General features: G+C 54.4%; 22 protein-coding genes, 1 tRNA gene and 6 pseudogenes. 12 read left to right on the top strand and 17 right to left on the bottom strand.

What is annotated here, in order from left to right:
- Positions 1–89: 89 nt before the first annotated feature.
- From OA238_RS05920 to OA238_RS28700, 10 genes and pseudogenes are all read right to left on the bottom strand, one after another.
- Positions 90–1,472, bottom strand: a pseudogene (locus tag OA238_RS05920) (DNA-packaging protein).
- A protein-coding gene (locus OA238_RS29790; RefSeq protein ID WP_420806480.1) for an IS630 family transposase occupies positions 1,454–2,517 on the bottom strand; the annotation gives its coding sequence in 2 pieces (ribosomal slippage) (positions 1,454–2,028 and positions 2,028–2,517; 1,065 coding nt in all). Before OA238_RS29790 ends, OA238_RS05920 begins: the two are co-directional and overlap by 19 nt.
- A gap of 48 nt (positions 2,518–2,565) precedes the next feature.
- A complete protein-coding gene (locus OA238_RS05905) occupies positions 2,566–2,877 on the bottom strand; it encodes a hypothetical protein (RefSeq protein WP_015494480.1) in 312 nt (103 codons plus the stop codon).
- 177 nt (positions 2,878–3,054) lie between these two features.
- A complete protein-coding gene (mltG, locus tag OA238_RS05900) occupies positions 3,055–4,230 on the bottom strand; it encodes an endolytic transglycosylase MltG (protein WP_015494479.1) in 1,176 nt (391 codons plus the stop codon).
- The gene (fabF, locus tag OA238_RS05895) at positions 4,231–5,490 is read right to left on the bottom strand and encodes a beta-ketoacyl-ACP synthase II (RefSeq protein WP_015494478.1); all 1,260 of its coding nucleotides are present in this window, start codon (positions 5,488–5,490) and stop codon (positions 4,231–4,233) included.
- 85 nt (positions 5,491–5,575) lie between these two features.
- Positions 5,576–5,959 (bottom strand): hypothetical protein, encoded by a 384-nt coding sequence (locus tag OA238_RS05890; protein ID WP_015494477.1) that lies wholly within the window; start codon positions 5,957–5,959, stop codon positions 5,576–5,578.
- A 112-nt stretch (positions 5,960–6,071) separates the two neighbouring features.
- Positions 6,072–6,305 carry an acyl carrier protein gene (locus tag OA238_RS05885; RefSeq protein ID WP_015494476.1) on the bottom strand — a complete coding sequence of 78 codons (234 nt, stop codon included), beginning with the start codon at positions 6,303–6,305 and terminating at the stop codon, positions 6,072–6,074.
- Between the two features lie 193 nt (positions 6,306–6,498).
- On the bottom strand, positions 6,499–7,236 hold the full coding sequence (gene fabG / locus OA238_RS05880; protein WP_015494475.1) for a 3-oxoacyl-[acyl-carrier-protein] reductase: 738 nt from the start codon (positions 7,234–7,236) through the stop codon (positions 6,499–6,501).
- A gap of 3 nt (positions 7,237–7,239) precedes the next feature.
- The gene (gene fabD, locus OA238_RS05875) at positions 7,240–8,178 is read right to left on the bottom strand and encodes an ACP S-malonyltransferase (RefSeq protein WP_015494474.1); all 939 of its coding nucleotides are present in this window, start codon (positions 8,176–8,178) and stop codon (positions 7,240–7,242) included.
- 149 nt (positions 8,179–8,327) lie between these two features.
- A complete protein-coding gene (locus tag OA238_RS28700) occupies positions 8,328–8,861 on the bottom strand; it encodes a hypothetical protein (protein WP_015494473.1) in 534 nt (177 codons plus the stop codon).
- 393 nt (positions 8,862–9,254) lie between these two features.
- On the opposite strand from OA238_RS28700, the gene rpsF reads away from it, so the two are divergent.
- The 7 genes and pseudogenes from rpsF (at position 9,255) to OA238_RS29775 (ending at position 14,892) form a co-directional block, all read left to right on the top strand.
- On the top strand, positions 9,255–9,608 hold the full coding sequence (gene rpsF, locus OA238_RS05865) for a 30S ribosomal protein S6 (protein ID WP_044037985.1): 354 nt from the start codon (positions 9,255–9,257) through the stop codon (positions 9,606–9,608).
- Between the two features lie 29 nt (positions 9,609–9,637).
- Positions 9,638–9,865: a 30S ribosomal protein S18 gene (rpsR, locus tag OA238_RS05860; RefSeq protein ID WP_015494471.1), complete on the top strand. Its 228-nt coding sequence runs from the start codon at positions 9,638–9,640 to the stop codon at positions 9,863–9,865.
- 12 nt (positions 9,866–9,877) lie between these two features.
- Complete coding sequence (rplI, locus tag OA238_RS05855; RefSeq protein ID WP_015494470.1) at positions 9,878–10,510, top strand: 50S ribosomal protein L9; 633 nt, start codon at positions 9,878–9,880, stop codon at positions 10,508–10,510.
- 629 nt (positions 10,511–11,139) lie between these two features.
- Positions 11,140–12,022: pseudogene (locus tag OA238_RS29780) on the top strand (ISL3 family transposase); the annotation flags it as partial.
- Between the two features lie 102 nt (positions 12,023–12,124).
- Positions 12,125–13,372 (top strand): annotated as a pseudogene (locus OA238_RS05845) (IS256-like element ISOan6 family transposase).
- Positions 13,290–13,775 (top strand): transposase, encoded by a 486-nt coding sequence (locus OA238_RS05840; RefSeq protein WP_245581450.1) that lies wholly within the window; start codon positions 13,290–13,292, stop codon positions 13,773–13,775. Before OA238_RS05845 ends, OA238_RS05840 begins: the two are co-directional and overlap by 83 nt.
- Before the next feature lie 94 nt (positions 13,776–13,869).
- Positions 13,870–14,892, top strand: a pseudogene (locus OA238_RS29775) (IS30 family transposase).
- A 138-nt stretch (positions 14,893–15,030) separates the two neighbouring features.
- Here the strand turns inward: OA238_RS29775 and OA238_RS29770 are convergent.
- From OA238_RS29770 to OA238_RS05805, 6 genes and pseudogenes are all read right to left on the bottom strand, one after another.
- Positions 15,031–15,207, bottom strand: a pseudogene (locus OA238_RS29770) (transposase); the annotation flags it as partial.
- 3 nt (positions 15,208–15,210) lie between these two features.
- A protein-coding gene (locus tag OA238_RS29765; protein ID WP_085982726.1) for an IS630 family transposase occupies positions 15,211–16,274 on the bottom strand; the annotation gives its coding sequence in 2 pieces (ribosomal slippage) (positions 15,211–15,770 and positions 15,770–16,274; 1,065 coding nt in all).
- 88 nt (positions 16,275–16,362) lie between these two features.
- Positions 16,363–16,620 (bottom strand): annotated as a pseudogene (tnpA, locus tag OA238_RS05820) (IS200/IS605 family transposase); the annotation flags it as partial.
- A 258-nt stretch (positions 16,621–16,878) separates the two neighbouring features.
- Positions 16,879–17,352: a hypothetical protein gene (locus OA238_RS05815; protein ID WP_015494468.1), complete on the bottom strand. Its 474-nt coding sequence runs from the start codon at positions 17,350–17,352 to the stop codon at positions 16,879–16,881.
- A gap of 185 nt (positions 17,353–17,537) precedes the next feature.
- Positions 17,538–18,869 (bottom strand): trigger factor, encoded by a 1,332-nt coding sequence (gene tig / locus OA238_RS05810; RefSeq protein WP_015494467.1) that lies wholly within the window; start codon positions 18,867–18,869, stop codon positions 17,538–17,540.
- A gap of 48 nt (positions 18,870–18,917) precedes the next feature.
- Positions 18,918–19,002: transfer RNA gene (locus OA238_RS05805), tRNA-Leu, on the bottom strand.
- Positions 19,003–19,291: 289 nt separating this feature from the next.
- On the opposite strand from OA238_RS05805, the gene OA238_RS05800 reads away from it, so the two are divergent.
- The 4 genes from OA238_RS05800 to OA238_RS05785 all read left to right on the top strand — a co-directional run bounded on the left by OA238_RS05800 (position 19,292) and on the right by OA238_RS05785 (position 22,433).
- Positions 19,292–19,756 carry a Hint domain-containing protein gene (locus OA238_RS05800; RefSeq protein WP_051076399.1) on the top strand — a complete coding sequence of 155 codons (465 nt, stop codon included), beginning with the start codon at positions 19,292–19,294 and terminating at the stop codon, positions 19,754–19,756.
- 388 nt (positions 19,757–20,144) lie between these two features.
- Positions 20,145–20,483 carry a P-II family nitrogen regulator gene (locus OA238_RS05795; protein WP_015494465.1) on the top strand — a complete coding sequence of 113 codons (339 nt, stop codon included), beginning with the start codon at positions 20,145–20,147 and terminating at the stop codon, positions 20,481–20,483.
- 73 nt (positions 20,484–20,556) lie between these two features.
- Positions 20,557–21,963: a type I glutamate--ammonia ligase gene (gene glnA / locus OA238_RS05790; protein WP_015494464.1), complete on the top strand. Its 1,407-nt coding sequence runs from the start codon at positions 20,557–20,559 to the stop codon at positions 21,961–21,963.
- Between the two features lie 62 nt (positions 21,964–22,025).
- Positions 22,026–22,433 carry a hypothetical protein gene (locus tag OA238_RS05785; RefSeq protein ID WP_044036391.1) on the top strand — a complete coding sequence of 136 codons (408 nt, stop codon included), beginning with the start codon at positions 22,026–22,028 and terminating at the stop codon, positions 22,431–22,433.
- Positions 22,434–22,441: 8 nt separating this feature from the next.
- On the opposite strand, the gene OA238_RS05780 is transcribed toward OA238_RS05785, so the two are convergent.
- Entirely contained in the window at positions 22,442–23,185 is a 744-nt protein-coding gene (locus OA238_RS05780; protein ID WP_015494463.1) for a heme-dependent oxidative N-demethylase family protein, read from the bottom strand.
- 83 nt (positions 23,186–23,268) lie between these two features.
- Here OA238_RS05780 and dddP point away from each other — a divergent pair, with 83 nt between their 5' ends.
- Positions 23,269–24,609, top strand: coding sequence for a dimethylsulfonioproprionate lyase DddP (gene dddP / locus OA238_RS05775; protein WP_015494462.1), 1,341 nt, complete (start codon positions 23,269–23,271; stop codon positions 24,607–24,609).
- Positions 24,610–24,616: the final 7 nt, after the last annotated feature.

The raw sequence follows: 24,616 nt of genomic DNA, 5'->3' as shown, positions 1-24,616 counted from the left end.
CGATACAATTTCGACTAAAATTCTTACGAAGATGGAAACCTACCGCTCTGTGGCCGCGCAACACCCTGCAAAACCCTATATTTATAGGGCTAAAGTGTGCGGATATGCGGTGCCCGCCAGCGTTTGGCAGGTTCCAAGAACAAATCGGTCAGCGCCCAAACCAGCGCATCCACGCGGTCCGGCGACCCTGTTCCGCCGTATCCCTGCGCCGTCATCTGGCACATCTCGTCCTCAAGCTCTCCCAGCCCTAGCGCGTGACGCACCCGCCCCTGTTCATACAACGCCGCCACAGGCTCCGCGTGCATCGCCTTGCCCCGCGTCGCATGGACCGCGCGGTAGGACACGGACGGATCAATAGAACGCACAATAGTTTCAACCATCGCCCCCCCTTGATTGACCTCCGCGACCATGCGGTCCGCGCCGTGGCGGTCCATCGCGGCAATCGCCGCCGCCGCCCACTCGTACGGGCTGACACCCTGCACACTGGCGTCTTCAATCACGTATATCATCCAGTCCGATACGGGTCCTTGGCTGACCATCCCGGCCACAATAATCCCGCAGGCATCAGACGTCGCATTCGCCCCCGCGGGCGGGTCCACTGCTACGACAATGCGGTCCATCTCGGGCAGTTTGCTCATGTGCGCGGCCTGAAGGCGCGCCGACGTCCACAGCGCGCCGTCAACATCCGCCAATAAAACACCCTCCAATTCCTGACGCCCCAGCCGCGTCCCCGCGTAGCGTTCCTGCACCTCTGTCAGAAAACTATCAGCCAGATAGGCGCGATTGGCGTGCGTCGTGGCATGAGTTTGAACCGTGCTTTTGCGCGCCATCAGGTCTTTCAATATCTCGACGTTTTTGGGTGTCGTGGTGACACATGCACGCGGTTTTTTGCCCAAACGCAAACAAAACTGCATCATGTCCCACGTGTTCTGCGCCTTTGGCTACTTTGCCAGTTCATCGGCCCAAACCTCATCAAACTGCGGCCCGCGCAACCTCTCGGGGTCAAATGCCGAATACAATCTTGCCTCGGCACCATTCGGCCAGACCAGCAAATTGCGCCCTAAAATCCATTGTGGTCGCCTGTCGGGCGGCGAACACGCCAGAATGCCGCTTGCCCCGAACACCATGACTTCGCGCGCCTGTTCCATCGTTTCGCCGATCAGCCCCACATGGCGCGCCATGCCGGGGTCGCGCGGACGCGACCCCTCCACCATTGAGCGGACCCATTCAGCACTCGCGCGCGTCTTACCCGCGCCGCGACCGCCTAAAATAATCCACGTCCGCCAGTCCCCCTCTGGGGCCAACTGATGGTCCAATGCCCAGATCTCGAACAAATAGGGCAGTGCCTTTAATTGCGGCCCCGACAACCCGCGCAAAAACGCCTTACGATTTGCAACATCGGCGGATGCGACCAAGGCGGCACCCGATCTCACGCCTGATACCAACGGCCGAATTAAGTGACCCTTGCCCATTCTCGATCTGTGATTGAACTTATTCGCTCTGGGTCGTTCGCAAAGAAGTTCCAAGCTTGTGCACATTTGTCGAGTATTTCGTCATAGGTGTCGAAAACTGTGATTGCGAGTTTATTGGCTCGCAGATAAGCCCAGACGTTTTCCATGGGGTTCAGTTCGGGTGAATACGGTGGCAGCTTAACGAGCGTAATTTTATCTGGCACCTGCAAACATTTTGCGCCATGCCACCCCGCCCCATCAACAATCAGCAAGGCATGTGAGCCGGGTGCGACAGCTTTTGCGATCTCATCAAGATGCAGCCCCATAGCCTCGGCGTTGACGTAGGGCAGGACGAGACCTGCGGCGGTACCACGTGCGGGACAAGCGGCACCAAAGATATAACTCCATTTGAAGCGTATATCACGGGGTGCGCGCGGGCGAGTTCCACGCTTGGCCCATTTACGGGTGAGTGTCCCCTGTTGTCCAACGCGGGCTTCATCTTGGAACCATACCTCAAGAGGCTTCCCCTTTGCATGTTCTGGCAGAGTATCGTTTACGAGGCTGGTAAAGTTTTTTTAAAAGTCTGCTGCGCTTCGCGATCAGTTTTCGGATGCTCTGGACGCACAGACAGGCGGCGAAAGCCATGCTTGGTTAGATATTTCCCAATCGTACGCACATGCAGTTTCACGTCGAACTCCTCTTCAACACGAGCCTGCAAGTCGACACAACGCCATCGTACTACGCCATCTTTTACTGGGTCGGGCCCGGCCTCCACCCACGCCACAAATTGCGCCTGTTGCTTGGGCGACAACCGTGGTTTTGCCCCCTTGCCATTCCGATCCGATAACCCCTCAATGCCTTCTGCGTTAAAGCGATGCGCCCAATCCCGAAGTGTTTGTCGATCCATACCACTGCTGCGGGCAGCCGTTTCACGATCCACCCCATCAAGCACCAGCGCTATGGCCAGTAGTCGCCGTACAACCCGCCCATCCTTGGTTCGCTTTGCCGCACGGCGCAAATCTTTCGCAGACATATCCGTGCGCGTAATTTTTATGACTCCACCCATGAGCACCTCCCAATCTATGGAGAATATTGATTCAGAGTTTGCCAAAAATTAAAACCAAATAAATGAGTCAGATATTCTGGCCGCTGGTATGAGGTCGTCGAAATCGATGTCCCCCTCGGCAAGCCCTGTTCCATGTCTGTCATTGAATTCTGTCTCTCTCTTCTGGCTCTCGGTGACGACGGTATTCAGCAACGCCATCTGCTTGGGCAGCAGCGCGACGTTGTCAAAATCACCCTCCTGAAACAGCTCGATGATCGTCTTGAGAGTTTGATTGATGTTTCGGTTAAGCTGCCTAGCCTCCTCGATACGTTCGGCAGCCGTTTTATGTTCGGTGGGTTCACCACCGCTTTGGTTGGTCATCAGGGAGATCCCTCTCAGGTTACTCCGCCCATGAAACGAAAACGAAAACGGGCCTTGGGATTGCGCCCAAAGCCCGTTCAGCTTTCGTCCAGCGTGTGGTATTGATACGCTGGGCGGTGGTTTTAACCAAATCTTACCAGTGCGTTAGCGTTCGCCGCGTCAACCAATCGTTAACGTCTAGTTGTCGGTGAGTGCCGCACGTTCCGCTTCAAGGGCGCGGTAAATCGCAACGTTCGCGTTGTGATCATCCAGCGTCACCGCAAAGTTATGGCCGTCGCGCGGGTCCAATGTTTTTGCCACGAAAAAGATGAAATCCGTGCTCGCGGGGTTCAGCGCCGCCTCAATCGTGGCGGCCCCGGGATTGGCAATCGGCGTTTCGGGCAATCCGGCAATAACGTAAGTATTCCAGGGCGTTTCAGCGCGAAGTTCACTCTGTCGCAATCCACGACCCAGCACGCCGCGTCCTTCGGTTACGCCATAAATGACCGTCGGGTCCGTCTGCAAACGCATGCCTAAGTTCAGGCGGTTCACAAACACTGATGCCACGTCAAACCGCTCATCTGATGTCGATGCTTCTTTCTCGATGATCGACGCAAGAATCAGCGCCTCTTGCGGGGATGATAATGGCAATCCATCGGCGCGCTCCGCCCAAGCCGACGCCAGAATGCGGGCTTGCGAAGACTCCATTACAGCCAACAGTTCGGCCACAGAATCCCCGGGTTGCACCTGATAAGAATCAGGCGCCAAATTGCCCTCAAGCGGAATATCCGAAACTTCACCGTCCATAAATTCTAATGAATTGAGTGCCTGAACCACCTGCCAGCTGGTGACACCTTCGGCGATCACAACCCGGTATTGCGTGTCATCAGCCGCGCGGGTTTCGGTGTATGCCACAGGCGTTTCGCCAACCTCTGCGGGATCGAAATCTGCCAATTCAACAAACCGACCGGACACAGGGTCCAATTCACGCACCTGCGCCACAACGCGTGTCACACCGACACGGTACACAATTTCTGTGCCACAGGTGCTTTGGCCACCGCGCGTCACAATATCGACGATCTCAGCCATCGAAGATCGTTCGGGCACCAGAAAACTGCCCGCTTTCAGCAGCGACGCCTTATCGGAATAATCCACGCCCATACGGAAAATTGCCGGCGATGAAATCGCGTTCTGCTCGGCCAGATCGACGCTCACCAGTCGCATGTTGGACCCGGACCGGACCTGCACACAAATCGCCTGATCTAGCGGGCCCTCAGCGCTGTATTCATTGGTTCCCCAGGCAATGACACCGCCAAACAGGAACAACGCGACGATCAGAAACGTCAGCGCATTGGCCGCAATATGTTTCCACATTCAGGAAACCTTTCCGAACAATACGCTTGCATTGGTGCCGCCAAAACCAAACGAATTGGACAGCGCAATATTAATTTCGCGTTCAACCTTCTTGTTGGCCGCCAGATCAATGGTCGTTTCAACTGCCAGATTGTCCAGATTGATCGTCGGTGGCGCCACCTGATCACGGATCGCCAGCACAGAGAAAATCGCTTCAATCGCACCCGCAGCCCCCAACAGGTGCCCAGTTGCCGATTTGGTTGACGACATCGTCACCTTATTGGCCGCATCCCCCATCAGCCGCTCCACTGCGCCAAGTTCAATTGTATCCGCCATCGTGGATGTGCCGTGCGCGTTGATGTAATCGATATCTCTGGCCTGAAGCCCTGCGTCATCGAGCGCCATGCGCATGGACCGCTCGCCACCCTCGCCAGTTTCGGACGGGGCTGTAATATGGTGTGCGTCACCGGTCAGACCATAGCCCAATACCTCTGCATAAATCGTCGCACCGCGCGCCTTGGCATGTTCGTATTCTTCCAGCACAACCATGCCCGCGCCCTCACCCATCACAAACCCATCGCGGTCCGCGTCATACGGACGGCTGGCCTTAGTCGGATCATCAGGGCGTTTGGTGGATAGGGCTTTGCAGGCGTTGAAACCCGCGATGCCAATCTCACAGATTGTCGCTTCTGCACCGCCCGCAACCATCACATCAGCGCGGCCAGTTTTGATCAGTTGCGTCGCATCGCCAATAGCGTGCGCACCCGTGGAACAGGCGGTGACGACCGCATGATTTGGCCCTTTAAAGCCGTACTTGATGGCAATCTGACCCGAAATCAGGTTGATCAATGCACCAGGAACAAAGAACGGCGACACACGGCGCGGGCCCTTTTCTTTCATCATAATCGCGGTTTCAGCGATGGATTGCAGACCGCCAATGCCCGACCCCGTCAGAACGCCGGTGCGTTCCAGATCGGCAGTATTTTCGGGCATCCAACCTGAATCCTCAACCGCTTGGATCGCAGCAGCCATCGCGAACAGGATGAAGGTGTCGATTTTACGCTGATCTTTGGGATGCATATATTTGTCTGGATTGAACGTGCCGTCCGTGCCGTCACCGTAGGGGACTTCGCACGCATAGGTGGTCGCAAACCCTTCGGGATCAAAGCGCGTGATCGGCCCTGCACCTGATTGGCCAGCAAGAAGCCGTTCCCACGATTTCTCGACCCCGTCAGCCAGCGGGGTAATCAGCCCCAATCCGGTAATAACTACTCGACGCATGGCTCAACCCTCACGTTTAAATTTCTTTTTTACCTGATACCGTGTGACGCACGAGGTGCCAAGTATAACGACAGTGCCTTTGGGTTTAATTGGCGGGTGACTGCGCAGCGTCACTTTTAATCTTTTGAACCAGCAAAGCGATCACGGCCACAGCGCAGGCACAAACTGCGATCCAACCAAAAAACCACATCTGCCCCGCCAATGCATTGTCGCCGTTGGCCACGACAAACATCCGTTTGCCCCACCACACGATTGCACCCGACAAAGCCAGATCAAATGCTGCAAAAAATAAGGCAAACCGCGTCACATATGCCAAACCAACCGCCAGCAAGATCCCTGGCACAGCCCCGAATAGCGCGACATCAAAGGCCCACCACGGATGCGCGCCCAACGCTTGTGTCATCCCGAAATAGGCCAGTAGGCACACAAGGCAGGCAGCAATTAGTCCGTAAAGGATCAGCAGTTTCATATTCGCCTCAAATCTTGTCCAACAAACCGTAAAGGCAAGGCCCCTGTTATCGCAACAAAAAAGGCGGCCCCACTATAGGTACCGCCCTTCCCGATTTAGAACCAAAGGTCGCTTAGGACGCTTCAGTGATGAACTTGACCGCGTCGCCAAAGCTCTGGATCGTTTCTGCTGCGTCGTCAGGGATTTCGATGCCGAATTCCTCTTCGAACGCCATCACCAGCTCAACAGTGTCGAGGCTGTCTGCACCCAGATCGTCGATAAATGACGCGCTTTCTACAACTTTGTCTTCTTCAACACCAAGGTGCTCTACAACGATCTTCCGAACGCGGACTGCTACGTCGCTCATGTCAAATTCCTCATATAGTTCAGGGCTTTGGCCCTATTAGGTATGCCACATCCAACGTGCGTCGGGGCAGCTGTTTTGATCCGCCTTAGAACCGCTAAGACTTGAGACGCTGCGTCACAAACCCCAATTCTGCGCCGCCTATACCAGAGAATCCTGTCTTGGCAAACGCTTTCAATAAGCCTCTATATAGGGGCTACAGCATCGCCATACCACCGTTGACGTGCAAAGTTGTGCCGGTGACGTAGGCCGCCTGCACGCTTGCCAAATACAGTGCAGCCGCAGCAATTTCTTCCGGTGTTCCCATCCGACCGGCGGGAATCTGTTGGTTAATCTTGTCTTTTTGCTCATCGCTCAGCTTGTCGGTCATCGGTGTTGCGATAAAGCCCGGCGCGATGCAATTGACCGTAATTCCGCGCGATGCCACCTCATAGGCGATGGATTTGGACATCCCAACCATACCCGCCTTGGACGCGGCATAATTTGCTTGGCCCGGATTGCCTGTGGCACCGACAATGGAACTCACATTCACAATCCGCCCCCAACGCTCCTTCATCATGCCACGGATCACGCCCTTACACAGACGCATCGTAGACGTCAGGTTGACGTTAATCACGTCGCCCCATTCGTCATCCGACATCCGCATAAAAATCTGATCGCGGGTGATGCCAGCGTTGTTTATCAAGATATCGACAGACCCCATCGCCTCGATCGCCTGCTTGGGCAGCGCGTCAACCGCCGCGCCGTCGCTGAGATCACAGGGCAGCACATGCGCGCGCGTGCCCAGCTCAGCGGCCAGCGCGTCAAGCGGTTCAACCCGCGTTCCCGACAAACCCACCGTTGCGCCCGCGCCGTGCAGTGCACGCGCAATTTCCCCGCCAATGCCACCTGATGCGCCGGTGATAAGCGCGTTTTTTCCAGTTAAATCAAACATGTCTTATCCTTCGTTCAATGCAGCAACCGCCGCCACAATATCATCAGGTGATCCAATTGCGCGGGTCGCGATGTTGCGATCCACCCGTTTTACCATCCCAGACAGCGCCTTGCCCGCGCCAATTTCCCACACGTCGGTGACACCTGCATCTGCCATCCACATCACGCTCTCACGCCAGCGTACGGACCCTGTGATCTGTTCCACAAGCAACCCCTTGATGTCGTCCACACCAACGGCAGCAGCCCGTACATTTGCAATCAAAGGCACCGCAGGCGCCGTCATCGTCACATCCGCCAATGCCTTTGCCATCACATCCGCCGCCGGACCCATCAGCGATGAATGGAACGGCGCGCTCACCGGAAGCAGCATGGCGCGTTTTGCGCCATGTGCCTTTGCGATCTCCACTGCGCGCTCGACAGCCGACCTGTGGCCCGATACGACAACTTGGCTCGGGTCATTATCATTGGCAGCCTGACACACCTCACCTTGTGCTGCCTCAGCCGCAACAGCTTGTGCACCTGCGAAATCTAGGCCCAACAAAACCGCCATTGCGCCAATGCCCACGGGCACGGCGTCCTGCATCGCCTCACCGCGAATACGCAACAGACGTGCGGTATCTGCAATGCTCGATGCACCAGATGCTGCGAGCGCCGAATACTCCCCTAACGAATGACCCGCGACAAACGACGCAGCGGCAATCGTGACGCCTTCGACCTCAAGCGCGCGCATCGCGGCCAATGATGTGGCCATCAGCGCGGGTTGTGCATTTTTGGTCAGGGTCAGATCTGCAATATCGCCGGACCAAATCAGATCCGACAGCTTTTCGCCCAACGCATCATCGACCTCGTCAAACACCGCCTTCGCCGCAGGATACGCCTGCGCCATGGCCTGCCCCATCCCGATGGTCTGCGCGCCTTGACCTGGAAAAACAAACGCTCTCATAGATGCCCCCTCCTTTTTCTTTCCTCAGGGGTAACGTGGCGAAAGCCTGCGCACAAGACATCTGGCGACCAAGGCGCTTAGGCTGGTAAACGGCAAACGGCCCCGCTTTGGGGGCCGAAAACACGTTAAAGCTGTCTGCGCATTGGATCTTAGGAGGGCGACAGTGGCCCACCCCAAACCGCCTCACGCGCAGGATGCGCGTTTTCCAATCCGAAATCACTGGCCAAGCGGCTGCGCAATACGGCAATCAACAGCGGCGATCCATCGCCCGCAGGCACAGGACCGATCCCTTTGATGATGATCTGAACCTGCCGGAACGACGCACTGGAACGCGCGGCAATGACGTCTACGGCGTCGATTGCATCAAACCTGTAATGTGCCAACACGATGTCGCTCTGAAACATTCCGTCAACGACTTCGCGCACTTCACCTGCTGCAGTGTCAATCTGGACCCGAACACAGGTTCCGCGCGCGACCACGCGTGCCAACACCAGCGCCGCACAGATCAACAACAGCGACACAGTCATCTTTGCGACCATGGCCTGCGCACCAAATACCGTTGACGGCAACAGCCAGAGACCGACGGCAGCGATCAACGTCGCCACTGTCAAAAATCCGCAGGTCGCCCGCAGCAACACGGCGATATCAACGAGTTGTTCGTATGGACGTACCTCGTAACCCAATAATGCTCAGTCACGTTTGGACGCATGGACATAGAGTTTTGGTTTGATCGGGCTTGATAGGTTTCTGTGGTCAAGTCTGTGAAGTCGATTGGATCGGGATGTGTGCTCATTGGTGGCTCCTCTGCTCAAATACAACTTTACGGCGAACTTAGGCACAAACGTGTTCGCCAATAGGTGAGTGCGGGAAATTCTGTTAACCAAACTGCATCCGTCAGCGCATCAATCGCCGAACAATCCTCGCCGCGGCCGTGTTTCGCTTGCCCTCGCGCCGTTCCTTTGTATAAGGCCCCAACCTTGCGCAGATTTTTATGAACTGCGCAGTCTCTCGTGGGTGGGAGCGCAAGGTGAAATCCCCACCCTATGAAATGCGCCGCAGATATGAACGGAGCACCCATGCCTTTATATGAGCATGTGTTTATTGCGCGCCAGGACTTGTCCAACACGCAAGCTGAAGCCCTCATCGAACATTTTTCCACAGTGCTGTCGGACAACGACGGCAAAGTGGTCATGTCCGAATACTGGGGCGTCAAGACAATGGCCTACAAGATCAACAAGAACCGCAAGGGCCACTATGCCTTTTTGCGTTCCGATGCACCGGCTCCCGCCGTGCAGGAAATGGAACGCCTGATGCGTCTGCACGAAGACGTAATGCGCATTCTTACGATTAAAGTTGATGCACACGAAGAAGGCCCTTCGGTGCAAATGCAAAAGCGTGACGAGCGTCCAGAACGCCGCGAACGCCGCTAATTAATCAGATCAAGAAAGGACCATAAGTCATGGCTACTAAACCATTTTTCCGCCGCCGTAAGTCCGATCCGTTTGAAGGCGATAACGCCCCAAAGATCGACTACAAAGACACTCGTACTCTGCAGCGCTATGTTTCCGAGCGCGGCAAGATCGTACCATCCCGCATCACCGCAGTTGGCGCCAAGAACCAGCGTGCGCTGGCCCGTGCCATCAAACGCGCACGGTTTCTCGCGTTGCTGCCGTACGCCGTCAAGTAAAGGACAGACATCATGGATATCATCCTTCTCGAACGCGTAGCGAAGCTGGGTCAGATGGGCGACGTCGTCTCTGTGAAACAGGGCTACGCACGTAACTTCTTGCTGCCGCAAGGCAAAGCACTGCGCGTCAATGCTGCAAACATGAAATCTTTCGAAGCCCAGAAAGCGCAACTTGAAGCGCAAAACCTGGAGACCAAGAAAGAAGCCGACGCAATGGCTGCAAAGTTGGACGGTGAAACCTTCATCGTGATTCGCTCTGCATCCGATGGCGGCAATCTGTACGGCTCCGTCACCACCCGTGACGCTGCAGAATCTGCAACTGCGGCTGGCTTTACAGTCGACAAAAAGCAGGTCGCATTGATTGACCCGATCAAAGAGCTTGGCATTCACGACGTCGCAGTCAAGCTACACCCGGAAGTCACAGCAATCATCAAGTTGAACGTCGCACGTTCGGTTGAGGAAGCTGAACTTCAGGCTGCTGGCAAATCTGTTGCTGAATTGGCTGCCGAAGAAGAAGCCGCTGCTGAGTTCGAAATTCAGGAGCTGTTCGACGATCTCGGCGCTGCCGGTCTCGACGACTTTGGCGATGACGACGCGGCCCCTGCCGCCGAAGCATCGGCTGAAGACGCTTCTGACGAAGGCTAAGTCTTCTCAAGCTGACTATCGAATGAAGGCCGCCCCTGTAATGGGTGGCCTTTTTTTCGTGCGCCATTCACAATAGAACGTCGATTTTGGGACCATCTAAACGAATGATGCCGCGCAGGTTTCCCCACGCGGCTCAAAATAATTCCATAAAAAAATGCTCCTAGAACGTCTCAAGCGTCAAAGTGGCATCGCAGTAGTCGCCATCATAGGTCCCGATCCAGACATCAAGAACCCCGTTCCCGACCTGCCGATCTGACAGATTAATACGCGGGTCCGCTTAGCCATTGCTGTCATCATCGTAAAACCCACTGCGTGTCCGCCGTATTGACCAACAGCACCGCATCACAGTTGCTCAACACTGAAATTTCCAGTCGATAGCCGTTCATATTGCTCAGATCGAAAGAGAAGTCGGGCGTTGTCGGGAAATACCCAACGTTATTGGAACCGAACCCACAGTCAGGAAGGTAATTGTCACCTCCTGCAACGATGTTGAAACTGCGCGGCGAATACAGTTGATCGCCAGATGAATTATATGGCTCTTCTCCGCTTTGTTGAGTAAGAAAAGATGCCGACCATCAAGTAACCTGTTGATATGTTAGGTTTCTGACAACTTTTCATAGGGCAGGTATATGACCATCGACATCTCGCAACATATTTTACGCCTGAAGGGGCAACGTGTAAATGAAATTGAGCTGGCTGAAGACGGTGCGAAGGTTATTGTTCAGTGCAGTCGGGATGCCCGCAGGAGCGCTATAGACCCTGCAACCGGCAACCGGCAAGAAGGGTAGCATCAACCAACATATTCGCCGACAAGTAAACGACATCCCGTTTTTTGGGTATCCTTGTGTGATTGAGATTGAGCTAGCGCAGGTTTTTATTAGCAAGGGTGAGCGCCGCATTGAGGCGTGTCCTTCTGTTGATAAAGGGTGCCGTTTCACCCATCGATTTTGCCATCTTATCAGTGGATTGTGCCGTCATTTATCCATTCTGGCTGTCTCCAGGCATTTAGGTATACGATGGGAGACGGTAAAGAATATCGACAAGGCATACCTGATGGAAACGCTCCCTGCGCTTGATCCCGCACAGCTTGCTGGCTTGGAATACATTGGTGTCGATGAAGTGGCCCGGGCGAAAGGTCATGACTATATGACGGTGGTCTACGATATGGTCGGAGGGCATCTGGTCTGGGTGGAAGCCGGTCGAACTGCCGAAGTTTTTTCAAGGTTTTTGAAACAGCTGCGGCCAGATACAGCCCATAAAATAAAGGCCGTGTCGATGGATATGGGGCCTGCCTACCAAAAGGCTATCAGGGAGTCCTTGCCGATGGCCGACATCGTATTTGACCGTTTCCACGTCATGAAAAACTACAGCAAGGCTATCCATAATCAGCGTCGCCTTGAGTTCAGGAAGGCCGATCCAAGTGGTAAAGAGTTGATGAAGGGCACGCATTATCTGTTGCTCAAAAATGCGGATAAGTTGAATGAAAAACAAAGTAACAAGCTGCAAACGTTGAGCTATGACTGAATCTGGTGTTTGAGTGGTTTGAAGGTTGGCGGCGTATCTGGTTGAATTGTTGTTGGAAGACAGCAGCCCAACCAAAGGAGATACACCACCATGGGAACTACTAACATTGTTGATTTTGCGCGTCGAGACGAGATGACGGACGCGTTGGCGGAGTTGCTGAAAACGGGAGCACAACAATTGATCGCGACAGCAGTTGAGGCTGAGCTTGTCAGTTATTTGGCGCAATTTACCGGCTTACGCACCGATGCCGGTCACGCGGCAGTCGTGCGTAATGGACATCATCCGGCCCGCCCGTTTCAAACGGGCATTGGCCCTGTGAGCGTGCGCATTCCAAAGGTTCGGTCCAAGGACGGCACACCGGTGACATTCCGGTCTGCCCTGGTGCCGCCCTATGTGCGCCGCACGAAGACGCTGGAAGCGGCCTTGCCATGGCTTTACCGCAAAGGGATCTCCAGCGGCGAGATGGCTCCCGCCCTCAAGGTTCTTCTGGGCCCAGATGCCGTTGGCTTGTCGGCTAATACGGTTTCGCGTTTAAAACGCGATTGGGCCAATGAATACGAGGCTTGGAAAGGCGCTGAGTTAGATGACGAGCCCATCGTCTATATCTGGGCCGACGGCGTTCACAGCGGCCTTCGGGGCGAGGATGACAAGCTCTGTGCCCTTGTTATTATTGGGGTAACTGCCCGTGGCAAGAAGCGATTTCTGGCAATTGAGGATGGGGTGCGCGAGTCCACGCAGAGCTGGCGCGAGGTTCTGCTTAACCTCAAAAGCCGAGGCATGAATGCGCCCAAGCTGGCCATCGGGGACGGTGCCATGGGGTTTTGGGCGGCCATGGACGAAGTCTATCCTGAGACCCGCCATCAACGCTGTTGGCAACACAAAACGATGAACGTGCTCAATTGTTTACCCAAGCTGTCTCAGCCAAAAGCCAAGGCCGCGCTGCACGACATCTGGCAGGCCGAGACCAAAGTCGATGCAGAAAAGGCGTTCGATCTGTTCATCAAAACCTACGAACCCAAATATCCCAAGGCCACACTATGCCTGCAAAAAGATCGTGAGGAACTCATGGCATTCTTCGACTTCCCGGCGCAGCATTGGCAAAGCATCCGCACTAGCAATCCAATTGAATCGGCCTTCGCGACGATCCGGCATCGTACCAAGCGTTCAAAGGGCTGCCTGTCACGCGATGGCATGCTGCACATGATGTTCAAACTGGGGCAATGTGCTGAGTAAAATTGGAGGAAGCTACGCGGCTTTGACTACCTCGCAAAAGTCATCACAGGCGTCACGTTCAAAGACGGAATCGAAACCACAAACCCCGACCAGATCACCGCATGACCAACAATACTCAAACACCAGATTTGACAATAACTCGCAAACGTTGCTGGAGAGCAATAGCAACCTGAATACGCTTTACGTCTTAAAAGAACAGCTTCAGGCTGTGTGGAGCGCCCCATCATTTGAGGGGATGTCAGAGCAACTGGAAAATTGGTGCCTGATCGCAGATCAGTCACACATGCTCTATCTGAAAAAGTTCGCAAAATCCCTAAGAAAACATTGTGTGGGCATATGCAACTACGCGAAACACAAGCTGACAAGCGCCAGGATAGAGGCTGGTAATGTCAGTATAGGAATGATCCGCAAACGAGCCAGGGGCATCAGGGATACCGAATACTTCAAGCTCAAAATTAGACAATCATCCATCCCAGATAATCAATCTATGTTCTATTTGAAATCCTAGAATAACTCAACAAAGCGGAGAAGAGCCAATCCGGACAGCTTAGACTCAAGTTTCAAATGCAACACTCAGAGCCCTTTGGGCATAGGATGTTGCGATGGACATACGAAGCAAGCACCTCAGCAGCGAGGACCGTGGCGTGATATTAGCCGAGCATAATAGGGGCAGCAGTCAGCGGTTGATCGGCCAGCTTTTGCATCGCCCGGCGAGCACGATCTGCCGTGAGCTGGCGCGAGGTCGGCAGGAAGACGGCAGCTATTGCCCGCAAGCGGCGCGGCAGGCCTATGATGCCCGGCGCGCGCGCTGCCGCCGCAAGCGCAAGCTTGTGGAGGGGAGCGATCTTTATCGTTTCGTTCATGGCAAGCTCGTACATCTGCACTGGTCGCCTGAGCAGATTGCGCAGAGACTGCGTCTCATGAAGCCTGATGATCCATCCGCCCATGTGAGCCATGAGACCATCTATGCCGCGATTTACGCGCAGCCACGTGGCGGGCTGAAGGCGGCGATGATCGAGGCGTTGCGTCAAGCGAAGCCTAAGCGTGGGCTCAAGCGCAGGACAGCGGCGGGCAGTGCTATGGTCCCGGAATCATTGCGCATTATCAATCGCCCTGAAGAGATCGAAGCACGACTGGTACCAGGCCATTGGGAGGGCGACCTCATCAAGGGCGCATTCAATCGCTCGTCAGTGGGGACCTTGGTCGAGCGCAAGACACGCTTTGTCATTCTTTGCAAAATGGATGGCAATGGGGCCGAGGCCGCGCTTGACAGCTTCACCCGCCAGATGAGACGACTACCCGCTGATTTGCGCAAGAGCATGACCTATGACCGTGGCTCCGAAATGGCCTGCCATCCGGAATTGGCGCGACGATTGAAAATTGATATCTAGTTCTGCGATCCGCATGCTCCCTGGCAGCGCGGCAGCAACGAGAACACCAACGGACTGCTGCGTCAGTTCATGCCCAAAGGAACTGACCTGAACGGTGCAAGCCAAACATGGCTCAACGACGTTGCAAACCTGATGAACAACCGTCCGAGAAAAACCCTCGGATGGAGAACACCCGCTGAAGCCATGGCCGACGAAATCGCGGCCTTCAAATCAACCGTTGCACTTGATGTTTGAATCCAAGCAGGCACAGGCAGCGCCTGTGAAACTAAAAAACGCGACAGTCGAGACAAGTAGATGTTTCATTCAATTTCCAATGTGTTGATAAGATTGCCCTTCCTACTGCCAAACACCCAGTTTTCCTAGACTGAACGACTACCGGCTGACGCCGGTAGGTTCCCTTTTTGAATGTAATTCAAGATACTGAAGTATGACAGCGTCAGTGACATTGCCGCTGGTTGTTGAGAAAAATCCGCGAGCCCAAAACCGCTGGCCCCAGTACCGTTTGCGCAGTTCGGGAAACTCGCGCTGTATCTTATAATGCCAACGGCCGAATTAAGTGACCCTTGCCCATTCTCGATCTGTGATTGAACTTATTCGCTCTGGGTCGTTCGCAAAGAAGTTCCAAGCTTGTGCACATTTGTCGAGTATTTCGTCATAGGTGTCGAAAACTGTGATTGCGAGTTTATTAGCTCGCAGATAAGCCCAGACGTTTTCCATGGGGTTCAGTTCGGGTGAATACGGTGGCAGCTTAACGAGCGTAATTTTATCTGGCACCTGCAAACATTTTGCGCCATGCCACCCCGCCCCATCAACAATCAGCAAGGCATGTGAGCCGGGTGCGACAGCTTTTGCGATCTCATCAAGATGCAGCCCCATAGCCTCGGCGTTGACGTAGGGCAGGACGAGACCTGCGGCGGTACCACGTGCGGGACAAGCGGCACCAAAGATATAACTCCATTTGAAGCGTATATCACGGGGTGCGCGCGGGCGAGTTCCACGCTTGGCCCATTTACGGGTGAGTGTCCCCTGTTGTCCAACGCGGGCTTCATCTTGGAACCATACCTCAAGAGGCTTCCCCTTTGCATGTTCTGGCAGAGTATCGTTTACGAGGCTGGTAAAGTTTTTTTAAAAGTCTGCTGCGCTTCGCGATCAGTTTTCGGATGCTCTGGACGCACAGACAGGCGGCGAAAGCCATGCTTGGTTAGATATTTCCCAATCGTACGCACATGCAGTTTCACGTCGAACTCCTCTTCAACACGAGCCTGCAAGTCGACACAACGCCATCGTACTACGCCATCTTTTACTGGGTCGGGCCCGGCCTCCACCCAAGCCACAAATTGCGCCTGTTGCTTGGGCGACAACCGTGGTTTTGCCCCCTTGCCATTCCGATCCGATAACCCCTCAATGCCTTCTGCGTTAAAGCGATGCGCCCAATCCCGAAGTGTTTGTCGATCCATACCACTGCTGCGGGCAGCCGTTTCACGATCCACCCCATCAAGCACCAGCGCTATGGCCAGTAGTCGCCGTACAACCCGCCCATCCTTGGTTCGCTTTGCCGCACGGCGCAAATCTTTCGCAGACATATCCGTGCGCGTAATTTTTATGGCTCCACCCATGAGCACCTCCCAATCTATGGAGGTCATTGATTCAGAGTTTACCAAAAATTAAAACCAAAAAAATGAGTCAGATATTCTGGCCGCTGGTATAAGACGAGCGTCCCTTGATCCGCATCATCACCTTTGACAAAGCTATCTGAGGCGGGACCGATATGAACATGTGGACGTGATCGGTCGACAATACGCCCGTCTCAATATGCACGCCAAGTTCTTGGCATGTTTGGATAATGATTTCACGGATACGCTCACGCATTTCACCGCGCATAACTTTGTATCGGTATTTTGTTGTCCAGACGACGTGAAATCGGTGATAAAATTTGGTATGGCTTCCTGTGGAATAGATCATAATCTTCCCTCTCATTTTTAAGACCCTTACCGCTTCGCGGGGTCTTAAAAATGAGAGGGAAGATTATAGTACATTACGCTAAAGCGGACCGGCTGGAAGCCGGTGGCTTTAATCCCGTTTGTGGAAAGTAAACTTGTATCTTTAGCGCGGCCTCCCCCTTCCTTCGATGCCAGCGGCATCGACTAGTCAAAAGCGACGCAAAAAAGCCGCACCGGATGATTCCAGTGCGGGCCTCACGTTCAGCGTTCGGACATAACCTTAGCGGGCTTGCAATGACAGGACCGCATCACAAGTCGCACCGTCGTAGGTCCCAACCCAAACATCAATCTGGCCGCTACGCGGGCGGGTAAGCACGATCTGCGGATCCAGATTGCCTGCATCATCGTCGTCATAGTACCATGTCGCTGTGCCGGTGTTGATCAGCAGCGCAAAGTCGCAATTGCTGCGCACAGAAATGATCAGTCGGCGGCCTTCGATCCCGCTGATGAAAAACCGCGCGTCCGGCTGTGACGTGAAATAACCAGCACCAACGTCGGTCTGCGGGTTCACATTCTGACAGTTCCATATGTAATTATCGCCCCCAGCCAGCAAGGACAAGGTTTGAGGGGATCGCATCTGTCCCGTACTCAAGTTAAAACTGCCGTAGGATGGGTTTAGGTTCCAATTCGGGCAGGCTTGCGCAGCGCCTGCAAGACCTAACATCGCCAATACAGTCAAAATAAGCTTACTCATAACTATCACCAATATCATCCGTTTCATCCGACGTTAGGCTAAGCGAGAAACAGCGCATCTGGATAGTCAAAATTTTTGTACATTTGGTCAGGTATTCCGGACCTTCGCTTTGTGATAAGGGAAGCGCACGAAAAAGGCCGCTCCCCTGAACGGGAAGCGGCCTGAATTTCGCACTGCTGTGAAGCTTACTCTTCTTCGAGCGCCTCAACAGCCTTTTGCAGATCGTCCTTAGACACTTCTTTTTCTTTCATAGCAGCGGCTTCAACGATGTGATCCACAACTTTGTCTTCAAACAAAGGTGCGCGGATCTGCTGCTGCATCTGTGGGTTCTTCTGCACAAATTCAAAGAACTGGCGCGCTTGGTCGCCGTACTGACGGGCTTGGTTCATCACCGCTTGGGTGAATTCAGCATCAGACACATGAATTTCGGCTTTTTGACCGATTTCAGCCAGTAGCAAACCGAGCTTTACGCGGCGATCTGCAAGTTTGGTGTGCTCTTCGGTGGTCTCGATCTCAGGGTGATCGTGGCCTTCAACCTCTGGGTTGTCTTCGTGCCACAGCTGATGTGCGATCTGGCCTGCTTCGGCCTCAACCAAGGACGGTGGCAGCTCGAACGAAACCATCTTGTCCAATTCATCAAGAAGCGCGCGCTTTGTGACTGCACGTGCCGCACCTGCGTACTCTTCTTCCAGCTTTGACGTGATCTGACCCTTCAGACCTGCAAGGTCTTCTGCGCCAAACTGCTTAGCCATCTCATCGTCAATCTCGGATGTCTTGGGTTCTTTAACGTTCAGGATTTTGCACTCAAACACAGCAACTTTGCCTGCAAGGTGCTCAGCATTGTAATCAGCTGGGAATGTGACTTCCACGTTCTTGTCTTCGCCAGCTTTGACGCCAATCAGACCTTCTTCAAAACCTGGGATGAATTGACCGGACCCGAGCTCAAGGGCGTGACCCTCTGCAGCGCCGCCTTCAAACGGTTCGCCATCAACTTTACCAAGGAAGTCAAAAATCACTTGGTCGCCGTCTTTGGCCTTTGAGCCCGTCTTGCGGTCATCAAAGTTCTTTGCCGTCTCGGCGAGTGACGTCAGCGCTTCTTGCACCGACTCGTCGTCGGCTTTCACAACCAGCTTTTCGAGCTTGATCTTGCTGAAATCGACCTCAGGAACAACGGGCAGTGCTTCGTAGGACACGTTAACGACAACATCGTCGCCTTCTTTCCACTCATCGTTGGCCATCTTCATCTCAGGCTGCATCGCGGGGCGATCGCCGGACGTTTCCAAATGCGTGTTCATGGCACCGTCGACGGATTCCTGCATTGCTTCGCCCAGAACCTTGGGGCCAAACTGCTTTTTCATCATTGCCATCGGGACCTTACCCTTACGGAATCCCTTCATCTCGACTTCAGGCTGTGCCTCTTTGAGCTTCTCTAGGACTTTTGCGTCCAGTTCGGCAGCCGTGATTTTGATCTCATAGCCGCGCTTGAGGCCGTCGTTCAGGGTCTCTTTGACCGTCATGGTATCGTCCTTTTCTTTGTCTCACAGGCCGAAGGGCCAAAAATATCGTGGTGCGGGTGAAGGGACTCGAACCCCCACGCCTTGCGGCGCTTGGACCTAAACCAAGTGCGTCTACCAATTCCGCCACACCCGCATATATTTAAGGGGACGACGATGCCCTCCCCCTAAGTTGCGCGCTTCCTAGCAAAGTGTCGGCAGGGATGCGAGAGAAAAACGCAAGCCATTTGACATGATCTGACGTTATTATTCAGGGCTTTGGCGATCACTATAGATTGAACCCTTGCCGTGACGAAAAAGACTCACTTTTGGGTCGTCATGCGGAATTGCGCGATTATTGCCGCACCAGTAACTTTTTGTTGCCATATTTCAGGTCAAAAGACTGAGGTAGTGGTTTAATGATTAGAGCGAGTAACGCCATGCACATGGAAATGACGCGAGATTTCAAAGAATGCAGCGCGGTAAAACCCGCCAATGTCTGCGGGCTCGCGACAGGGACCACAGTGATAACACTGGACGGCGACCTTCCTGTCGAGCATTTGAATGCCGTCGACCGGATCATCACCCGTGACAGCGGCATGGCGATCCTGCGCGACATCCGCATCTCACAAGTCCGGGTTGCAGCTATCAAAATCAAGGCTGGTTCGCTTGGCCATACACGACCACAGTCCGATATGATCATGGGCCCCGACACGCTGGTTCACATTCGCGACTGGCGCGCCAAAGCTTTGTTTGGCGCTGATGTCGCAACAGTAAAGGCGAAACGCCTGATTGACGGTGAATTCGTGTCCAAAATCGCTGCCAGAACAATAACCGTTTATGAACTGATCTTTGACCTTCAGCACATAGTTTATGCAGACGGCCTCGAAGTGGCCAGTACTGCCGTGTAAGCGGACCGAAACGTCCTCTATATGCGCGTTCTCTATATGCGCGTTAAGTCGCGCTTATGGCTTCCCGCGCGATCTTGTCGCCAAATCAGAAACGAATGAAACGCAGTCTCTCAGGGCTGCGTTTTGCATTTGGGACGCCACCGTCGCGTTGGCACGCCCTTCGGACCCTGAAATATTCGTGAAATGACGATCATCGGAAAACCATCCTGTTGGGCGCGGGGATCAATGCGATTCATTTCCGACCATAATTGCGTCACTCTGCTTAATTTTTGTGCACACCTGCGGGAAACCCGTCTGACACGGGAGCCGCCCCGCCCTCTCGAATTGTGAGCAAGAGACAGACGTGGTCTCTCCCAACCTGAAGACGCAAGGCAGGGGAGTCGCAGCCATGAAAAAGATCGAAGCGATCATCAAACCGTTCAAGCTTGACGAAGTAAAAGAAGCGCTGCAAGACGCGGGCATCCAAGGCCTAAGCGTCGTGGAAGTCAAAGGGTTTGGCCGCCAGAAAGGCCACACCGAATTGTACCGCGGCGCTGAATATGTTGTGGATTTCCTTCCAAAAGTTAAGATCGAGGTCGTTTTGGCCGACGATCAAGTCGATGGCGCCATTCAAGCCATCATCGCAGCTGCCAAAACCGACAAAATCGGTGATGGAAAGATTTTTGTCTCTGACGTGAGCCAGGCGATCCGCATTCGCACCGGCGAAGAAGGCGACGAAGCTTTATAAATATTGAGCGCTGCCACCCAGCGCGCAGTACTTTCAGCCCTACATCAAACCTATCAAACGAAAGACCGCTGATATGACCAACAAAGATATTGTCAAAATGATCAAAGACGAAGACATCGATTATGTCGACGTCCGTTTCACCGACCCGCGCGGCAAGCTGCAGCACGTGACCTTGATGTCAGATCAAGTTGACGAAGACTTCCTTGAAGAAGGCTTCATGTTCGACGGATCCTCCATCGCTGGTTGGAAATCTATCGATAAATCCGACATGAAGCTGATGCTGGATGTCGATAGCGCCTACATTGACCCGTTTTACGCTGAAAAAACGCTGTGCATTCACTGCTCTGTGGTCGAACCAGACACCGGCGAAGGCTACGACCGCGACCCACGCGGAACCGCCGAACGTGCTGAGGCATATTTGAAATCCACGGGTATCGGCGACACATCTTTTTGGGGTCCCGAGGCTGAATTCTTCCTGTTTGACGATGTCCGCTACCAAGTCGGCATCAACAAAGTGTCCTACCAAGTTGATGCAATCGACGCATCCTGGAACACGGATACGCAGTACGAAATGGGCAACACAGGCCACCGTCCCGGTGTCAAAGGCGGCTATTTCCCTGTGAACCCAATCGATGACGCGCAAGACATCCGTTCTGAGATGCTGTCGACGATGAAGCGCATGGGCATGAAAGTCGATAAGCACCACCACGAAGTGGCGTCCTGTCAGCACGAACTCGGCCTGATCTTCGGCACGTTGACGACACAAGCCGATGAGCTGCAAAAGTACAAATACGTCGTGCACAACGTCGCACAGGCTTACGGCAAGACCGCAACATTCATGCCTAAGCCCATCGCGGGCGACAACGGCACGGGCATGCACGTAAACATGTCGATCTGGAAAGACGGCAAGCCTTTGTTTGCAGGCGACAAATACGCCGACCTGTCACAAGAAGCGCTGTATTTCATTGGCGGAATCCTGACACACGCCAAAGCTTTGAACGCGATCACGAACCCGTCCACCAACTCCTATAAGCGGCTGATCCCGGGCTTTGAGGCCCCAGTTCTGCGCGCCTATTCCGCCTCCAACCGCTCTGGTTGCGTGCGGATCCCGTGGACAGAATCCCCCAAAGCCAAGCGCGTTGAGGCCCGTTTCCCTGACCCCGCCGCCAACCCATACCTTTGCTTTGCAGCGCTGTTGATGGCCGGTCTTGACGGGATCAAAAACAAGATCGATCCCGGTCCTGCATCCGACAAAGACCTCTATGATCTGCCGCCAGAAGAATTGGCTGAAATCCCAACGGTCTGCGGATCCTTACGTGAAGCGCTGGAAGAGTTGGAAAAAGACATGGACTTCTTGCTGCAAAGCGATGTGTTCACCAAAGGCCAGTTGCAAGGATACATGGACCTCAAGTGGGAGGAAGTCTACGAATACGAACACACCCCACACCCTGTTGAATTCAAATTGTATTACAGCTGCTAGGACCCTTTGGGTTTAGAGTCTGCTATCAATGTGAAGGCGTCCCCCGCGGGGCGCCTTTTTTGATGTCCCAGGCCCACTTGGTCAACCCGCCACACAATGGACGCAACAAACGCCCGAGATTGACCGATCAGTTACGTGTTGTTGACGAATTGATTGGTCAATATCGAGATATGACCAACACAGATTTTTCCCTTGCGCCCAAAGTGGCCCCCCGCGAAACCCCTACGCCACGTTTTGGTGCGCATCAGATCACGGATCGTCCGGCCTCTGCTCCGCACCAATGCGGACGAGCGATGTCGACCGCGTGGCAAACCCGTGGGATGTCGAATGACGCACATCAATACGGCGCACCCGTGCGCAGCATTGGGGCCATGGTGTCCGATCCATTGCGTTGGGGTGTCGCCACCAAACCCCGCAGCTTCGCGCTCGCGGGCGTCGCCATGGTCGCTCTTCTTACCCTGATCCTCTAAACACACGCCTAGGGGACGTCTGCCGCCACCATAGTAGTGTGAATGACAAACGCCACAGCATCAGGCTGCGGCAGTCGCAAGATCGTTTGCCGTTCGCTGCGCAGATACGGCGCATCCGGCTGCCCGACGGGGCGCGGATCGTTTTCCAGCCTCGGCTGATGCAAATCGGCCTCATTATAGCGCAGTAAATTTGCCCGCCACATCGGACGCCCCTCCTGCACCCCATCAAATAAACGCTGAACCCGCGTCGCGATGGCACTGTCATAGTCCACCACTGGATCATGAATTGCGATCAGTGGCTTGCCGATCTTTTGCGCCAACGTCCAACTTGCCGGAAAACACAACACGGCCCCGCTCAAGACATGCTCATCACCGCGCCGCTCCAAGATACAGACGTCTTGCTGCAAAACCGCGCCGATAGATCGAAGCGGCGCACGCCAGTCTATCGTCACCTCGTGCCCATCCTGACAGCGCACATGATCGCCCGTCCGCACAAACCCGTCCGGCAAAGCGTCTAATGCGGCCACAACAAATCCGCACGCAGCCGCCAAACCATCCGGCGTCTGCGCATAAACATCCGCCTCACAGCTCTGCAAAAGTCGGCGCCGTTCCCCCATCTGTGCACCATAAGCGCCATCAAACGTCAGCCACTGGCCCACGACAGGGCGCATTGACGGCAGGCGCGCAGCGGCTACATCGGCCTGACCACGTGGCAATTTATCCTGCAATATCGGGGTCCGACTATCGTTCATTTGCGCCGCCTGTTCGTGTCGCTATTTGACCTGACAGACGAAAATTGCCCCGTCACGTTGATCATACCCAGTGGAGGCAAGCCATGAACACCCATTATCGCGATACCCGTAAAATCGACCCGTCCAAGGGCTCTGTTTTGGGGGACGGTAGCCCAAATGACAACGACCGCGTTGAAATCGGGCCGACGCAGCTGGCGTTTGGTGAATGGGATACTGCGGGTCTGGTTTTGCCGAACTTGCAGAACATGCGCGAATACCGCTGGCAACGCCTGACACAACACATTGTTGATCGCGGGTATGGCGGCTTGCTGATGTTTGACCCGCTCAACATTCGATACGCTACCGACAGCACCAATATGCAATTGTGGAACACCCACAATCCGTTTCGTGCGGTGCTGCTGTGTGCCGATGGATACATGGTTATCTGGGACTACAAAATTTCGCCATTCCTGAGCGCGTTTAACCCGCTTGTGCGCGAACGGCGCAGCGGTGCATCGATGTTCTATTTCTCAAACGGTAACAAAGGCTTACAGGCCGCATCTACCTTCGCGGATGAGGTTAAAGACATCATGGGCGAACATGCAGGGACAAACACCCGCCTCGCGGTGGACAAGATCATGGTCGACGGACTTCGCGCACTAGAAGCCCGCGGATTTGAGGTGATGGAAGGCGAAGAAGTCACCGAACACGCACGCTCCATCAAAGGCGTCGACGAAATTCTTGCCATGCGCTGCGCCAATCACGCCTGCGAAACCGCCGTCAAAGTTATGGAGGATTTCGCCCGCAATAGGTCCGGCAATGGCATCACATCCGAGGACGATATCTGGTCGGTGCTCCACGGCGAAAATATCAAACGCGGCGGCGAATGGATCGAAACCCGTCTGCTGGCGTCCGGCCCGCGCACGAACCCGTGGTTCCAGGAATGTGGACCACGAATCACCCAGCCGAACGAAATCCTCGCGTTTGATACAGATCTGATTGGCAGCTACGGCATTTGTATCGACATCTCACGCACGTGGTGGATCGGCGATGAAAAACCCCGCCCCGATATGGTTGAGGCGATGAAGCACGGTGTCGAACATATTGAGACCAATATGCAAATGCTCAAGCCGGGCGTGAATATCCAGGACCTCAGCCGCAACACCCATGTGCTGGACGCCAAATATCAAAAACAAAAATACGGCTGCCTAATGCACGGCGTTGGCCTGTGCGATGAATGGCCACTGGTCGCCTATCCCGACAGCATGGTCGACGGCGCGTTTGATCACGAGCTCAAAGCGGGCATGGTTTTGTGCGTTGAGGCTTTGCTCGGCGAAGAGGGCGGCGATTTTTCAATCAAACTCGAAGACCAAGTGCTGATCACCGAAGACGGGTTCGAAAACTTGACGACATATCCCCATGACGATGCACTTATGGGCCGATAAGACGGGG

The organism is Octadecabacter arcticus 238 (assembly GCF_000155735.2).
GTDB lineage: Bacteria > Pseudomonadota > Alphaproteobacteria > Rhodobacterales > Rhodobacteraceae > Octadecabacter > Octadecabacter arcticus.
This window is presented reverse-complemented; position numbering and strand designations above follow the sequence as displayed.

Excerpts from the sequence above, each read along its gene's own strand:
- OA238_RS05905 (WP_015494480.1), bottom strand. The coding sequence starts at position 2,877 with ATGACCAACCAAAGCGGTGGTGAACCCACCGAACATAAAACGGCTGCC.
- mltG (WP_015494479.1), bottom strand. The coding sequence starts at position 4,230 with ATGTGGAAACATATTGCGGCCAATGCGCTGACGTTTCTGATCGTCGCG.
- fabF (WP_015494478.1), bottom strand. The coding sequence starts at position 5,490 with ATGCGTCGAGTAGTTATTACCGGATTGGGGCTGATTACCCCGCTGGCT.
- OA238_RS05890 (WP_015494477.1), bottom strand. The coding sequence starts at position 5,959 with ATGAAACTGCTGATCCTTTACGGACTAATTGCTGCCTGCCTTGTGTGC.
- OA238_RS05885 (WP_015494476.1), bottom strand. The coding sequence starts at position 6,305 with ATGAGCGACGTAGCAGTCCGCGTTCGGAAGATCGTTGTAGAGCACCTT.
- fabG (WP_015494475.1), bottom strand. The coding sequence starts at position 7,236 with ATGTTTGATTTAACTGGAAAAAACGCGCTTATCACCGGCGCATCAGGT.
- fabD (WP_015494474.1), bottom strand. The coding sequence starts at position 8,178 with ATGAGAGCGTTTGTTTTTCCAGGTCAAGGCGCGCAGACCATCGGGATG.
- rpsF (WP_044037985.1), top strand. The coding sequence starts at position 9,255 with ATGCCTTTATATGAGCATGTGTTTATTGCGCGCCAGGACTTGTCCAAC.
- rpsR (WP_015494471.1), top strand. The coding sequence starts at position 9,638 with ATGGCTACTAAACCATTTTTCCGCCGCCGTAAGTCCGATCCGTTTGAA.
- rplI (WP_015494470.1), top strand. The coding sequence starts at position 9,878 with ATGGATATCATCCTTCTCGAACGCGTAGCGAAGCTGGGTCAGATGGGC.
- OA238_RS05815 (WP_015494468.1), bottom strand. The coding sequence starts at position 17,352 with ATGAGTAAGCTTATTTTGACTGTATTGGCGATGTTAGGTCTTGCAGGC.
- tig (WP_015494467.1), bottom strand. The coding sequence starts at position 18,869 with ATGACGGTCAAAGAGACCCTGAACGACGGCCTCAAGCGCGGCTATGAG.
- OA238_RS05800 (WP_051076399.1), top strand. The coding sequence starts at position 19,292 with ATGGAAATGACGCGAGATTTCAAAGAATGCAGCGCGGTAAAACCCGCC.
- OA238_RS05795 (WP_015494465.1), top strand. The coding sequence starts at position 20,145 with ATGAAAAAGATCGAAGCGATCATCAAACCGTTCAAGCTTGACGAAGTA.
- glnA (WP_015494464.1), top strand. The coding sequence starts at position 20,557 with ATGACCAACAAAGATATTGTCAAAATGATCAAAGACGAAGACATCGAT.
- OA238_RS05785 (WP_044036391.1), top strand. The coding sequence starts at position 22,026 with ATGTCCCAGGCCCACTTGGTCAACCCGCCACACAATGGACGCAACAAA.
- OA238_RS05780 (WP_015494463.1), bottom strand. The coding sequence starts at position 23,185 with ATGAACGATAGTCGGACCCCGATATTGCAGGATAAATTGCCACGTGGT.
- dddP (WP_015494462.1), top strand. The coding sequence starts at position 23,269 with ATGAACACCCATTATCGCGATACCCGTAAAATCGACCCGTCCAAGGGC.